Source organism: Plantibacter sp. Leaf1 (assembly GCF_001421315.1).
Classification (GTDB): Bacteria; Actinomycetota; Actinomycetes; order Actinomycetales; family Microbacteriaceae; genus Plantibacter.
Genome location: NZ_LMJX01000002.1, coordinates 2,451,623 through 2,465,359, shown reverse-complemented (window position 1 = coordinate 2,465,359; position 13,737 = coordinate 2,451,623). Strand labels below are relative to the sequence as shown.

13 protein-coding genes and 1 pseudogene are annotated in these 13,737 nt (G+C 70.3%); 10 read left to right on the top strand and 4 right to left on the bottom strand.

The annotated features are described in order from the left end of the window. Positions 1-152: 152 nt before the first annotated feature. Complete coding sequence (locus ASE44_RS13870; protein WP_056010486.1) at positions 153-680, top strand: low molecular weight protein-tyrosine-phosphatase; 528 nt, start codon at positions 153-155, stop codon at positions 678-680. Further along, on the top strand, positions 677-2,059 hold the full coding sequence (gene purB, locus ASE44_RS13865; protein ID WP_056780740.1) for an adenylosuccinate lyase: 1,383 nt from the start codon (positions 677-679) through the stop codon (positions 2,057-2,059). The genes ASE44_RS13870 and purB overlap by 4 nt, the downstream gene beginning before the upstream one ends. A gap of 147 nt (positions 2,060-2,206) precedes the next feature. Here the strand turns inward: purB and ASE44_RS13860 are convergent, their stop codons facing one another. From ASE44_RS13860 to ASE44_RS13850, 3 genes are all read right to left on the bottom strand, one after another. Then, a complete protein-coding gene (locus ASE44_RS13860) occupies positions 2,207-2,473 on the bottom strand; it encodes a hypothetical protein (RefSeq protein ID WP_056010480.1) in 267 nt (88 codons plus the stop codon). Then, on the bottom strand, positions 2,470-3,129 hold the full coding sequence (locus ASE44_RS13855) for a hypothetical protein (protein ID WP_056010477.1): 660 nt from the start codon (positions 3,127-3,129) through the stop codon (positions 2,470-2,472). Before ASE44_RS13855 ends, ASE44_RS13860 begins: the two co-directional genes overlap by 4 nt. Positions 3,130-3,199: 70 nt before the next feature. Beyond that, entirely contained in the window at positions 3,200-4,255 is a 1,056-nt protein-coding gene (locus ASE44_RS13850; RefSeq protein WP_056780736.1) for a nitronate monooxygenase family protein, read from the bottom strand. A 124-nt stretch (positions 4,256-4,379) separates the two neighbouring features. Here ASE44_RS13850 and ASE44_RS13845 point away from each other — a divergent pair, with 124 nt between their 5' ends. The 6 genes from ASE44_RS13845 (at position 4,380) to ASE44_RS18995 (ending at position 10,700) form a co-directional block, all read left to right on the top strand. After that, a complete protein-coding gene (locus ASE44_RS13845; RefSeq protein ID WP_157579965.1) occupies positions 4,380-5,159 on the top strand; it encodes a carbon-nitrogen hydrolase family protein in 780 nt (259 codons plus the stop codon). Between the two features lie 55 nt (positions 5,160-5,214). Beyond that, positions 5,215-6,681 carry an APC family permease gene (locus ASE44_RS13840; protein WP_056780735.1) on the top strand — a complete coding sequence of 489 codons (1,467 nt, stop codon included), beginning with the start codon at positions 5,215-5,217 and terminating at the stop codon, positions 6,679-6,681. A gap of 40 nt (positions 6,682-6,721) precedes the next feature. Next, positions 6,722-7,447 (top strand): FadR/GntR family transcriptional regulator, encoded by a 726-nt coding sequence (locus ASE44_RS13835; protein WP_056780730.1) that lies wholly within the window; start codon positions 6,722-6,724, stop codon positions 7,445-7,447. A gap of 88 nt (positions 7,448-7,535) precedes the next feature. Then, on the top strand, positions 7,536-9,152 hold the full coding sequence (locus ASE44_RS13830) for a hypothetical protein (protein ID WP_056780727.1): 1,617 nt from the start codon (positions 7,536-7,538) through the stop codon (positions 9,150-9,152). A 34-nt stretch (positions 9,153-9,186) separates the two neighbouring features. Beyond that, the gene (locus tag ASE44_RS13825) at positions 9,187-10,023 is read left to right on the top strand and encodes a helix-turn-helix transcriptional regulator (protein ID WP_056780725.1); all 837 of its coding nucleotides are present in this window, start codon (positions 9,187-9,189) and stop codon (positions 10,021-10,023) included. A gap of 107 nt (positions 10,024-10,130) precedes the next feature. Next, entirely contained in the window at positions 10,131-10,700 is a 570-nt protein-coding gene (locus ASE44_RS18995) for a hypothetical protein (RefSeq protein WP_162235757.1), read from the top strand. Between the two features lie 38 nt (positions 10,701-10,738). On the opposite strand, the pseudogene ASE44_RS13815 reads toward ASE44_RS18995, so the two are convergent. Beyond that, positions 10,739-11,560: pseudogene (locus tag ASE44_RS13815) on the bottom strand (helix-turn-helix transcriptional regulator); the annotation flags it as partial. Positions 11,561-11,746: 186 nt separating this feature from the next. Between ASE44_RS13815 and ASE44_RS13810 the strand changes: the two are divergent. Beyond that, positions 11,747-12,307, top strand: a complete 561-nt coding sequence (locus ASE44_RS13810) for a hypothetical protein (protein WP_056780714.1) — start codon at positions 11,747-11,749, stop codon at positions 12,305-12,307. A gap of 116 nt (positions 12,308-12,423) precedes the next feature. Then, complete coding sequence (locus tag ASE44_RS13805; RefSeq protein WP_056780710.1) at positions 12,424-13,641, top strand: cupin domain-containing protein; 1,218 nt, start codon at positions 12,424-12,426, stop codon at positions 13,639-13,641. Positions 13,642-13,737 lie beyond the last annotated feature (96 nt).

Sequence of the window (13,737 nt, the reverse complement as noted above, 5' to 3'; positions counted from 1 at the left end):
GGCTGCCGGCGCTGTCGTCGACTCTGCCGAACCGATCGAGCGGCCATGCCGGCGCGACCTCGCGTTGTGGAGCGGCCGTGCCGGCGGCGAGGTGTGGAGGAGTCTGACGGGAACAGTTCGACGGCCCGGGCGCGGTCGGCCAGAATAGACGCATGAACACCCTCGGGGAGGCCGACCCCGGCACCACCCCGTTCCGCGTGTGCTTCGTCTGCGCGGGCAACATCTGTCGATCCCCGATGGCGGAGAGCGTGTTCACCGACCTCGTCGCGGCCGCCGGTCTGGAACAGCTCGTCGAGGTCTCCTCCGCGGGCACCGGTGACTGGCACGTCGGCGAGCACGCCGACCACCGGACCGTCGCCGCCCTCCGGGCCCACGGCCACGACGCCACCGCGCACCGCGCCAAGCAGTTCGATCCCGACCGCTTCCACAGCTACGACCTCGTCGTCGCCCTCGATCGCAGCCACGAACGCATCCTCCGCGCCTGGGCGAGCGACGACGCCGACCGCTCCAAGGTGCATCTGCTGCTGAGCTTCGACAACACCGCCGGAACGCGCGACGTCCCCGACCCCTACTACTCGGACGAGCAGATGTTCGAAACCGTCCTCGGCATGATCGACCACGCCTGCCGATCCCTCTTCCACCAGCTCGAACCAGCACTGACCCAGGGAGCCACCCCATGACCGAATTCCCCGCCCAGCCCCTCAGCCCGCTCGACGGCCGCTACCGCCCCGCCGTCACGGCGCTCGGCGAATACCTCTCGGAGGCCGGCCTCAACCGCGCTCGCGTGCAGGTCGAGGTGGAGTGGCTCATCTACCTCACCGAGCACTCGATGTTCGGGTCCTCCCCGCTCTCGCCGGTCGAGGTCGATCGCCTCCGCGCCCTCTACCTCGACTTCGGGCAGGCCGACATCGACTGGCTGGCCGAGAAGGAAGCCGTCACGCGCCACGACGTGAAGGCCGTCGAGTACCTCGTGCGCCACCGCCTGTCCGAACTGGGGCTCGACCGCATCGCCGAACTCACCCACATCGCCTGCACGAGCGAGGACATCAACAACCTCTCCTACGCGCTCACCGTGTCACAGGCCGTCCAGTCCATCTGGCTGCCGAAGCTCCGGCTCGTGCTCGACGCCCTCCGCACCAAGGCCGTCGACTTCCGCGCCGTCCCCATGCTCGCCCGCACGCACGGCCAGCCCGCGACCCCGACGACGATGGGCCGCGAACTCGCCGTCACCGTCTACCGGCTCGAACGCATCGCCCGGCAGATCGAGGCGAACGAGTACCTCGGCAAGTTCTCCGGCGCCACCGGCACCTTCGCCGCGCACGTGGTCGCCGACCCCGAAGCCGACTGGCCCACCATCTCCCGGGAGTTCGTCGAGGGTCTCGGGCTCGACTGGAACCCGCTGACGACGCAGATCGAATCCCACGACTGGCAGGCGGAGCTCTACGGCAAGATCTCCCACGCGAACCGCGTGCTCCACAACCTCGCCACGGACATCTGGACCTACATCTCCATCGGCTACTTCCGCCAGATCCCCGTCGCCGGAGCCACCGGCTCGTCGACCATGCCGCACAAGGTGAACCCGATCCGCTTCGAGAACGCCGAGGCGAACCTCGAACTGTCGAGCGCGATCCTGGACTCCCTCGCCGCGACGCTCGTCACCTCCCGCCTGCAACGCGACCTCACCGACTCGAGCGCCCAGCGCAACATCGGCGTCGGGTTCGGCCACTCCCTGCTGGCCCTCGACAACATCCTCGGCGGGCTCGGCCAGATCGACCTCGCGGAAGACGTGCTCGCGAACGACCTCGACCACAACTGGGAGGTGCTCGCCGAAGCTATCCAGACGGTCATCCGCGCCGAAGTGACCGCCGGTCGCTCGAGCATCGAGGACCCGTACGCGCTGCTCAAGGAACTCACCCGCGGGAAGCGGCTCGGCCAGGCGGAACTCGTCGAGTTCGTCGGCCGACTCGACATCGGGGACGCCGCCAAGCAGCGTCTGCTGGAGCTCACCCCGGCGACGTACCTCGGACTGTCCGACGACCTCGTGGACTACCTGCCGTAGGACACTCCGACAGGCTCGGCGACGGGAGACCGGGCGCCGAGCCTGTCGCGGGGACCGGGAGGGCCGGATCAGGGAGCGGAGTCGGTTCAGGGAGCGGGCGCGCCCTTCGACAAGCTCAGGGACCAGACGGGCTGGGCCGGCGGCGGGTCAGTGGCCGGAGGGCCGCGGCGGACGCTTGTCGTCGCCGTCCTGCTCGTCGAGGTCGAGCTTCTCCTGGAAGTCGGGCTTCACGGCCAGCGCCAGCATCGCCAGCACCACGAGCGAGGCGATGAACGCGATGCCGAGACCGATCAGCGACAGGACGATCTCGCGGGTGGACATCAGGACGACGACGCCCGTGAAGACGCCCATCACGCCCGAGAGCACGAGGAGTTCGATGGGACGCAGGACGTCGTCTCGGTTGGGCTTGCTCATGATGCGGCTCCAACCGTGCCGTTGGTGTCGTCGGAGGCCGGGGCGACAGCCGGGCGGTTGCCCGCCCACCGCAGCGAGAGCCCGCCGATGACGAGGTAGACGCCGATGATGGCGGCGTAAGCCCCGACGAGGCCGACGACGACGATGTCCGCACGGAGGACACCTTCGACACCTCCCGGGGCGGCGAAACGCTGCTCGAGGCCAGGCGGGACGAGGAGCGTCGCGAGGGCCAGCAGCACGGTGAAGGCGCCGACAGCCGTCCAGTCCTTCGCCGCAGCGAGGCGTCCGCGCCAACGGATGCCGCTGTACAACTCGAGGAACCCGGTCAGCGCGGCCCACAGGGTGACGACGTAGAGGAAGATGCTCAGGCCACCGCCGCTGACCATGAGCGCGAACACGCCCGTGACGACGCCGATCACGCCCTGGCCGAGGAAGAACGCCCGGGTGACGGTGTCGGAGAAGTTCGGGAAGGCGAACACCGCGACGATCGCACCGGAGAGCAGCGCGAAGACGCCGAAGACGATCAGCCCGAACTGCGAGGAGTGACCCTGCGTGAAGGTGACGACCCCGGCCGTGGCGAGCGCGACCACCGCGCGCAGGATCGGGACCATCCAGTACCGATCGTGCTTGGCGCCGTCGAACGGGATGCTGGGCACGGTGAACGTCTCATCTCTTGCAGGAAGTCCCCTCCAGCTTACGCGGTCCTGCGTGCGGTGCCGACCGGGGTCAGGGTCCCCTGGGTGGGACCGGCAAGCCCGCCGCGAGTTCCGCGAAGACCGCCGCGGCGTCGGCCCGGTCGCGCGTCAGGAGCGCCGCCTGACCTGACCAGAACCCCTGGAGCTCGGCGAGGCCACGCTCGGACGCGACGGTGCGGAACCGGCCGGTCAGCCAGTTCTGGATCGGGAACGGACCGATGACGCCCGACGCCTCGATCTGGCGCAGCACGCGGTTGGGGATGCCCCGGCCGAGCCGACCGCTCATCGCCCGCGTCAGCACCGTGCCGTCAGCCGGTGTCGACACGATGGCCGCACAATGCTCGTCGGTCGCGGCGGAGACACCCGTTCGGAGGAAGGCGGTGCCGACCTGGACGCCGGACGCACCGAGCGCGTGCGCGGCGGCGACACCGCGCCGGTCGGCGATGCCACCGGCCGCGATCACCGGGACGTCCAGAGCGTCGACGAGCTGCGGGATCAGGGCGACGAGGCCGACGAGCGAATCCTCGGCCGGGCGCAGGAACGAGACACGGTGCCCGCCGGCCTCCATCCCGGTGCCGACGACGACATCGACGCCGCCCTCCTGCAGGGCGAGTCCTTCGGCGACCGTGGTCGCCGTCCCGACCACGGCGATCCCCCGCTCGTGCGCGGCGTCCACCACGGGACGGGGCGGGACGCCGAAGACGAAGCTCACCACGGCGGGTCGCGCCTCCAGGACCGCGTCGATCTGCTCGTCGAACGGCGGGGTGTATCGCGTCGGACGCACCGGCTCCTCGAGCGACAGCTCGTCGAACACGGGCCGGAGGGCGGCGACCGCGGCCTGGAAGGCGTCGTCGGACCCCTCGGGCTCCACCTCGTCCCCCGTTGGCAGCCACAGGTTCAGGGCGAAGGGCGCGTCGGTCCGCTGGCGGAGTTCGGCGGCCGTCCGCTCGATGCGCTCGGCGTCGTAGCCGTAGAGCCCGAAGGAACCGAGGCCACCCAGGTCGCTCACGGTCGCGGTGAGCTCGATGGAGGACAGTCCGCCGAACGCACCGAGCACGATCGGGACGTCGACAGGGAGGGTGAGCACGCCCTCAGTATGTCGCCCGCCACTTGTGGGCGAAACCGGATTGCAACACGATGGACATCAAACAGATCACTTTGAGCTGTTTACTGGACACATCCGCCCGCCCCACTCGAGGAGTACCACCGCCATGACCCTGACCGTCGCCGGACTGCAGCACCACGGCGTCCTCGGAGACGTCGAGGCGAACCTCGCCCTCATCGCCGACGCCGCCCGACGCGCATCGGATCGTGGCGCGGACCTGCTCGTCACCCCCGAGATGTTCGTCACCGGGTACAACCTCGGCGACCGGCTGGCCCCGCTCGCCACGCCGGAGCTGGTCGACCGGGTCGCCTCGATCGCCGTGGAGGTCGGCATCGCGATCCTCGCCGGCCTCCCCGAGCCCGTCCCGAGCGGCGGCGTCGCGAACGCGCTCGTCCTCATCGACGCCGACGGCACGGAGCTGCTCCGGTATCGGAAGACGCACCTGTTCGGCGACCTCGACCGGCACCTCTTCGTCGCCGGCGACACCCTGCCGCCGATCGTCGAGCTGAACGGCGTCCGCATCGCCGTGCTCATCTGTTACGACGTCGAGTTCCCCGAGACCGTCCGCGCAGCGGCCCTCGACGGCGCCGACGTCGTGATCGTCCCGACCGCACAGATGGAGCCGTACGCGCACATCGCCGAGCGCCTCATCCCGGTGCGCGCCTGGGAGAACCAGACCCCCCTCGTCTACGTCAACCGTGTCGGGTCCGAAGGCGACCTCACCTACGTCGGCCGCAGCAGCATCGTCGGCCCGGACGGCGTCGTCCTCGACGCCCTCGACGCGGACTCCACCGGCCTCATGATCGCCACGATCGATCCGGAGGCCACCAGGCGCGCCAGGCAGGAGAACCCCTACCTCGCCGACCGCCGCGCCGAGCTGTACTGAACGACCCCGTCCGCTCCCCCTCCCGAGTCCCCCGACTCCCCCGGAAAGTGACCTCATGACCGTCAACCCCATCGCCGAGCCGCGCCAGCGCCTCGACGGCCAACTCGGCACCGGTTCCATCGTCTTCATGGTGATCGCCGCCGCCGCACCCCTCACCGTCATCGGCGGCAACGTCCCCATCGCGATCGGCACCGGCAACGGCGCCGGGGCCCCGATCGGCTTCGCGCTCGCCGCCGTCATCCTCCTCATCTTCTCCGTCGGCTTCGTGACCATGACGCCGTTCGTCCGCGAGGCCGGCGCGTTCTTCTCCTACGTCACGGCCGGACTCGGCTCACGACTCGGCCTCGGCTCCGCGTTCACGGCACTCGTCGCCTATACGGCGATCCAGGTCGGTGTCTACGGCTACATGGGGTGGGCACTCGACGACCTCGTCACCTTCTTCGGCGGCCCGAGCCTGCCCTGGTGGCTGTACTCCTTCGCGACGATGGCGATCGTCGCCGTGCTCGGCTACCGCCACATCGACCTGAGCGCGAAGGTGCTCGGCATCGCCCTGACCCTCGAGATCCTGGTGGTCGTCGTGCTCGACGTCGTCATCTTCGCGACGGGTGGCGCGGACGGCATCGCGGTCGAGACCTTCGACCCGTCGAACATCTTCACCGGCGGGATCGGCGTGGCCGTCCTCTTCGCACTGACCGGCTTCATCGGCTTCGAGGCCACAGCCGTCTTCCGGGACGAGGCACGGACCCCTGAGCGCACCATCCCACGGGCCACCTACCTGGCGGTGATCATCATCGGCGTCTTCTACGCGATCTCGTGCTGGGCCCTCGTGACGGGCATCGGCGCAGGGAACGCCGTCGCCGTCGCCCAGCAGACGCTCGCCGGCGAAGGCAACCTCCTGCTCGACACGACGACCACCTACCTCGGCCCGATCATGCGCGACGTCGTCCAGGTCCTGCTCATCACCAGCCTGTTCGCGTGCGTCCTCTCCTTCCACAACGTCATCGCGCGCTACCAGTTCACGCTCGCGCAGAAGTCGGTGCTGCCCGCCCGTCTCGGCCGGCGCCACCCGGCACACCACTCACCCTCGACCTCTTCGATCGTGCAGACGGTGACGGCGGCCATCGTCCTCGCCGCGCTCGCGCTCGCGGGCCTCGACCCGCTCGTCGGGGTCTTCGGCTCCATGGCCGGGGTGGCGACCGTCGGGATGGTGCTGCTGATGCTGACGACCTCGATCGCCGTCCTCGTCTTCTTCGCGCGCCGACCCGAACTCGTCGCCGGCCGTGCCTGGGGTGCACGGGTGTTCCCGATCCTCGCGGTGGTGGGTCTCGCCTTCGCGCTGTGGCTCGTCCTCTCGAACTTCACCCTCGTCACGGGCGGAAGCGTCGCCGTGAGCGTCGTCCTCGCCCTCATCCCCGTGGTCGCGATGCTGGTCGGTATCGTGATGGGGAAGCGGTTCCCCTTGGACACCGAGCCGGACGGCGCGACGACGACGGCGAGCGCCGAGCAGCCGACCGCGAGCTGACGCACCGCCACCGGCGGGTACCACACGAGACGAGGGCGACATGGATCTGGGTTCACCCTCGCTCGGAGCGATCCGGCGCACGACCGCCGTGGACACCGTCCGCGCGCGCATCTCGCTGGCGCTCGAACTCGGGATGCTGGTGCCCGGTCAGCGGCTCCCGGCTCCCGAGGAGGCGGCTCGGGCGTTCGGTGTCAGCGAGATGTCGGTGCGGCGCGCGTACCGGGCGTTGAGCGAGGAGGGCGTCGTCGTCCGGCGGCAGGGCAACACGGGTGGCACGTTCATCGCGGATGCGCCGACGGTGGGCACCGTGCCCGAGATCGCCGCGTACCGCGAGGACGCCGTCCACGTGCATGCGCTCATCGACCAGCGGGCGACGCTCGAGGCCGGGCTGGCGGCGCTTGCTGCCGCCGAGCCGGAGGTGGCGTCGATACGTCGGCTCGACGAACTCGTGGCGGCCATGCGGACCGAGCCCGACTGGAGCCGGTTCCGCGAGGCGGACGCGGCCTTCCATGCCGAGCTGGCCGCGTCTGCAGGCGTGCCGGGAGCGGCGGAGCTCCACGACCGGGTGTCCCGCGAGCTGTACTCCTACTTCATCCCCTATCGGATCGAGTACCTCCGCGCGTCGAACGAGGAGCACGCCCTGCTCGTCGACGCCCTCCGCCGCGGCGACGTGGCTGCCGCGAGCCGCCTCGCCTCCGAGCACGTCGCCGAGCTCCACCGATCGATGTACGTCGGCCTCGGGGACCGCACCCACAGCACTCGGTGACGGGGTCGCGGTTCCGCTCAAATATCCGACATGCGTTGTACTAAGGCATAGTGGTGACGGGTTCACACCCGCCGCGAAGGAGCTGAGCATGATCGACAAGACCTCCATACAGGACTTCCCGCCGATGACGGCCTCGCTGCTGGCGGACAACTCCGGCGTGTTCCGCGTGGGCACCGCCGAGCGATACCTCTCCGCCACCGACGCCGGAACGGCCCGCCGTCAGCTCGTCGAACTGATGCAGGCCGAGGCCAGGACCTCCGGTCGGCCGATCCGGGTGACGGTGACCGATCCCACGAGCGTCACCGTGCTGCTGGTCGGGGTCGACGGCGAACTGCAGGAGGAACCGCAGTCGGTGGCACCCGCCCGGGGCGGCACACCTGCCGCGCCCGCGCCGCCCATGCCGAGTCGTCGGGTGACGCTGATCCAGGCTCCACCCGGGGTGCCCGCGCAGGCCGGACCCGCCACGACACCGCCACCCGCACCCGCGCGCGTCCCCGAGCAGTCGGCGCCGGCGCAGCCCGTCCCACCCCAGCGGCCGGCCGTGCAGCAACCGACGCTCGACGGTCCGCCGTTCCAGCCGATCCGGAGCCAGCCGGGCGCGCCACAGCCCAGCGCGCCACAGCCGAGCCCGCCGCAGCCGATGTCGGCTCAGCGCTCCGTCCCCACCCAGCAGGCCACGCCGACCACGCCGACGCAACGCCAGCCGGTCCCCGCGCAGCCGTCGCCACAGCTCCAGCCTCCCGTCGCCCCGCAGCAGCCCGCAGCCGGGCAGCCAGCCGCGCCGACCGCCCGTCGGGACCTGCGTGACGCACCCTCGTTCCTCGCACCGCCGACCATCGGTCCGGCCCAGCACGGACTCGCCGGCCTGCTCAACAAGCTCGGGTTCTCCGTGCCGCCGTCCGCGAACGAGCGGGCCGAACGTGACGACGTCAACGCCGTGTCGCGCCACTTCCCGAGACGCCGCACCATCTCCGTCGCCAACCAGAAGGGCGGCGCGAACAAGACGCCCACGGTCGTCAACCTGTCGTCGGTGTTCGCCCGCTACGGCGGTGGCGGTGTCGCCGCGTGGGACAACAACGAGACCATGGGCACGCTCGGCTGGCGGACCGAGCACGGCGGACACGACTCGACCGTGCTCGACCTCCTCGCCGCGGCCGGCGACCTCCTCTCCCCCGGGGCGGAGCGCGCCGACCTGTCCCGCTTCGTGCACCACCAGCCCGGCGACAAGTACGAGGTCCTCCGTTCCGCGGCCGACGGCGAACATGTCGTGACCGCCGACGAGGTCGACCTCGTCCACCGCGTCCTCGCCAAGTACTACCGGTTGATCGTGATGGACTCGGGCAACTCCGCCGGCGCCCCCAACTGGCGGCGCATGGTGGACCTCACCGACCAGCTCGTCATCCCCACCACGACCGTCGAGGACAAGAAGGAGGGCGCGCGGCTCACCCTCACCGCCGTCAGCCGGGTGAGCGAACGAGGTGCGGAACTCGCGCGCAACGCCGTCGTCATCGTCTCCGAAGCCGAGGCGAAGGATACCTCCATCGCCAACGCCTACGCCGAGGACTTCCGCCCATACGTCCGCGATGTCGTCGTCGTGCCGTTCGACCCCGCCTTGAAGAACGGGGTCATCCGCCACGACGCCCTCCGCTCGAACACCCAGCGCGCGTGGCTCGCCGCGGCGGCCGCCGTATCCCGCGGACTCTGACCCGCCGCCTGGACCCCGTGCAGGAGCGGACGACGTGATCACCCGGGCGGCGGCTCTCGGCCGATACCTCACCACCCGACGCGGACTCGTCCGGCCGGAGGACGCGGGCCTCCCCCAGGAGGACGGCCGACGGGTGAGCGGCCTCCGGCGCATCGAGGTGGCGGCACTCGCCGACGTCAGTGCCGACTACTACCTCCGCCTCGAGCAGGGACGGGACCAGCGCCCGTCGGAAGCGGTGCTCGCGGGCATCGGACGCGCCCTCCAGCTGGACGAGCACGCCATGGACTACCTCTTCCGGCTCGCCTACGACGTCGACCTCTTCCCGGCCGATCACCTGCCGTCCGAATCCCACCAGCCGTCATCCGCCGAGCGGCCGGTGCCCGACACGACGCTCCTCGACCACTGGTCCGACACGGGTGCCTACATCACGGACGGCAACCGGGACATCGTCGCGTCCAACACCCTTGCCCGGCGCGTGGGCGGCGGCCTTCTCGACGTCGGCCAGAACGACGTGCTCGGGTACTTCGACGACCGGATCCGGGCCGTCACCCCGGAGTGGGAGGCGTACGCCCCGAACGTCGTCGCAGCGCTCCGCTACAGCAGCGATCCGAGCAGCCCACGCCTGCAGGAGATCGTCGACGAGCTGACCCGCCGCAGTCCCCTGTTCACGCGCCTGTGGGCCCGACACGACGCCCGGCCGCTCGCCGGCGCCCCACTCCGGGCCTCGATCGACGACCTCGGCACCGTCGAACTGCAGTACCAGCACCTCGTCGTCCCCGACTGGCCGGGACATCAGCTGACGACGATCTTCGCCGAACCGGGGACGCCGGGTTCCGCCGTGCTCGCCTACCTCGCCGTCCGAGGCGACTGACCACCGCCGATCGCCACCGATCGACCCGACGCACGGACGTCGACGCTCGATCGATCCGTGTCCTCCGGGGGCTGGCCGACCGTGGCACCAAGGCCTACCGTTGAGCCATGATCGCGAACGAGGGCGTCCGAGCACGCCGGGACCGGGTCAAGGACTTCATCGCCTCCTGGCGTGAGGTGCCCGTGGTGCTCTGCGACCGCACGCTCGACGTCATCGAGGCCAACCCTGCGGCGTCACGACTGTCACCGGCGTTCCAAGCCGGCGTCAACCTGGCCCGGTTCGCCTTCCTCTCACCCGACCGCGTGGCGGAGGATGCCGGCTGGAACCGCATGTCCGCGACGACGGCGGTGCTCCTCAAGCGCTCCGTCGACGAGCACGACACCGATCGTGCCTCGGCACGGATCATCGGTGAGCTCTCGGCGATGTCGCGCGACTTCGCCCGCACCTGGGCCGCCCCGGAGGAACCGGTGGAGACCTCCGGGCCCATCCACTTCCCGACAGCGGTCGGCGACATCGAGATGGTCTACAACCTGCTGAGCGCACCCGGCCCGGAGGGCGACCTCCTGATGGTGTTCGTCCCGTCCGGACCGGCATCGCGCGCGGCGTTGCGACGACTCTCCGCCGACGTCCTCGGCGACGACCCGGTGTCGCCGAGCGATCCGGTGTCCGCCCCCTGAGCAGCCTCACCGGCGGCGAGGTAGGCGATCGCCGCCGCAGCCGCTGAACCGCGCTCACCGAAGAACACCGTGAGGAACTGGTCGGTCTGCGGGACCTCGAAGGTCTGCGACCGGAAGTCGACCCAGCCGAGCGGCTCGATGAACGTGCGCGTCCGCTTGGACGTCTGCGGTTTGACGAGGTGCTCGGCCCAGATGGTCCGGAACACCGGATGCCTCGCCGACAGCATGCCGACGATCTCCTGCAGGCGCGGATCGTCCGGTCGCCCGTAGTAGCGCAGCGGTGCGGTGAGATCACGCAGGGTCCCCTCCCACTCCCGGTGGATGCGGTCGTACTCCGGCGCTTCGGGCGGGGTGCTCGCCCGGAAGTCGGCGTACTGCTCGAAGGCGGACACGAGCAGGTTGACCCCCGGGTCGAGCATGCCGGCGGGGACCCACAGCCGGGCGAGCGGGTTCGCCGCGAGGACGTACTGGTTGCGGTCGCTCACGTACGCCGGCGTCGCCGACCAGTGCGTGAGCAACCGGGCCACCCGTTCGTCCACCGTGAACGCGCGCTCGTCGACCGCTCGGATGAACGGCCTCGGACTGACGAGGCGGAGCAGGTACCGCCGCCCGTTGTCGTCGAGCAGCAACGCCCTGGCGAGACCCAGCAACACCTGTTCGGAGGGCCGATGCACGCGCCCCTGCTCGATCCGCAGATAGTACTCCGGACTGATGCTGGCCAGCTGGGCGACCTCCTCGCGGCGCAACCCGGGCACTCGACGGCTGGCTCCGCCACGGATCCCGACCTGTTCGGGCTGCACGACCTCTCGGCGAGCGCGCAGAAACTCGCCGAGCGCATTCGAGAACCGAGCTGAGGGCATCACCACGTCCGTCTGAGAGAGCGTATGGAGTCGAAGCCCATCATCGCCGATCCCGGGTCGACCGATGGATCCGTTCCCGGTCCGTTCTGGGCTGTTTCTGGACATGTCGGCCTGGTCCAGGCCGACTCGCGATCATGGCCCTGCGCGTCCCACCCGGGTTCCGCGGACCGTCACTATCGTGGTCGCATGGTTGGGCCCGAACCGTCCGAACAGCTCCCGCGGGACCTGGTGGACCTCGTCGACGCCTGGTCCGCGGTTCCGGCGTTCCTCCACGACCGGCACTTCACCGTGCTCCATGCGAACCGGCTTGCGCGGTCGCTGTCGGTCGCGTTCCGTCCGGGGGCCAACCTGCTGCGATCGACCTTCCTCAGACCGGAGGTCCTCCGGGCGAGCCCCGAACCCGAGCTCGTCACCGACCACGTCGTCGGCGCGCTGCGCAGCTCGCTCGGCACGCATGAGTGGGACGACGTGTTCGAGCGCCTCGTCGATGAACTCCGCGCCGGCAACCGGGGTTTCGCGCGGGCTTGGGTCGACCTCGATCCCGGGGCCGAACCGGGTGCCGCGGAGACCTTCACCTTCACCCTCGCCGAGGTGGGTCCGCTCGAACTGCGGTACCTGCAGTTGCAGGTCCCCGAGCACTTCGGGCTGAGCCTGGTGATCTGGCGGGCCTGCGACGAGGAGTCCGAAGTGCTGCTCGCGCGCCTCGCCGCACGGGTGTCGGACGAGGCCCAACCGGACGCGGACTGATCCGTCCGGAACCCGTGTCGGACGAGGTTCCGACGTCCGCAGGAAGCCACCACCGCCGGCTGCTGGTCTGCTGGAGGGCATCGGCCCAGCGCCGCGGCAACCTGAGGAGGATCACCATGGATTCGACGGACGCCACCGTCCCCCACCACGACGCCCCACGGTTGGGCAACCCGGACCTTCCGGCGGAGGGCGAGGAGAACACCCTCCTCCATCCGCAGAGCACGCGGATGACCGGTCCGCAGAACCCGGCCGTCGCGAGTCAGTTCCCGAACCAGATCGACGCTCCCGGCACCGACATCAGCACGCAGGCGTTCTTCTGGTCGTCCTTCAACATCTCGCCCCGTCGGGTCCAGGACGGCGGCTGGGCGCGCGAGGTGACCAAGCAGGACTTCGCGATCTCCGACGAGATCGCCGGCGTCAACATGTACCTCAAGGCCGGTGGCATCCGCGAGCTCCACTGGCACCAGACGGCGGAGTGGGCCGTCATGACCCGGGGGAAGTGCCGGGTGACCACGCTGAGCCGATCCGGGCTGCCGAGTGTGGAGGACGTGGAGGAGGGCGACCTCTGGTTCTTCCCCGCGGGCACGCCGCATTCCCTGCAGGGCCTCGGGCCCGACGGCGCCGAGTTCGTGCTCGCCTTCGACGACGGCGAGCAGTCGGAGTCGAACACCCTGCTCCTCACGGACTGGTTCGCGCACACGCCCCCGGACGTCCTGGCCAAGAACTTCGGGGTCGCCCAGGAGACCTTCTCGGACATCCCGCTGCACAACCTGTGGATCTTCCCCGGTGACGAGCCGGGCCCGCTCGCGAAGGACCAGGAGGACGCCGGCGTCGAGTGGGGCTCCTCCGAACCGATCATCTTCCGTCTCTCGCGGTCGAAGCCCCTCCACCGCAACAGCGGTGGCAGCATCCAGATCGCCGACAGCACCAACTTCCCGCTGTCGCAGTCCGTCGCCGCCGCGCTGGTCACCGTCGAGCCAGGCTCGATGCGTGAGCTGCACTGGCACCCGAACGCCGATGAGTGGCAGTACTACCTGCGTGGGTCCGCCCGCATGACCGTCTTCAACACCGGCCCGCACGCGAACACGACCGACTTCCGACCGGGCGACATCGGCGTCGTGAAGAGGAACCTCGGGCACTACGTCGAGAACACCGGCGACGACGTCCTCCAGTTCCTCGAGGTGTTCCGCACCGACCGGTACGAGGAGGTGTCGCTCGCGAACTGGTTGGCGCACGTCCCGCCGTCGCTCGTCGCCGCGCACCTGAACATCGACGAGGCGACCCTGGCGACCTTCCCGAGGGAGGCCCAGGGCATCACGCCACTCCGGCCCTGAGCCGCAGGGTGGTTCTCGGCGGGCCACGCTAGCCGGGACCCACCGCCCTAGCTTGAGCGGGACAGCACTCGTATCCATCCGCGCGGAGGGGCACCG

Coding starts and splice junctions, on each gene's coding strand:
- ASE44_RS13870 (WP_056010486.1), top strand. CDS start 153: ATGAACACCCTCGGGGAGGCCGACCCCGGCACCACCCCGTTCCGCGTG.
- purB (WP_056780740.1), top strand. CDS start 677: ATGACCGAATTCCCCGCCCAGCCCCTCAGCCCGCTCGACGGCCGCTAC.
- ASE44_RS13860 (WP_056010480.1), bottom strand. CDS start 2,473: ATGAGCAAGCCCAACCGAGACGACGTCCTGCGTCCCATCGAACTCCTC.
- ASE44_RS13845 (WP_157579965.1), top strand. CDS start 4,380: ATGACCCTGACCGTCGCCGGACTGCAGCACCACGGCGTCCTCGGAGAC.
- ASE44_RS13840 (WP_056780735.1), top strand. CDS start 5,215: ATGACCGTCAACCCCATCGCCGAGCCGCGCCAGCGCCTCGACGGCCAA.
- ASE44_RS13835 (WP_056780730.1), top strand. CDS start 6,722: ATGGATCTGGGTTCACCCTCGCTCGGAGCGATCCGGCGCACGACCGCC.
- ASE44_RS13830 (WP_056780727.1), top strand. CDS start 7,536: ATGATCGACAAGACCTCCATACAGGACTTCCCGCCGATGACGGCCTCG.
- ASE44_RS18995 (WP_162235757.1), top strand. CDS start 10,131: ATGATCGCGAACGAGGGCGTCCGAGCACGCCGGGACCGGGTCAAGGAC.
- ASE44_RS13810 (WP_056780714.1), top strand. CDS start 11,747: ATGGTTGGGCCCGAACCGTCCGAACAGCTCCCGCGGGACCTGGTGGAC.
- ASE44_RS13805 (WP_056780710.1), top strand. CDS start 12,424: ATGGATTCGACGGACGCCACCGTCCCCCACCACGACGCCCCACGGTTG.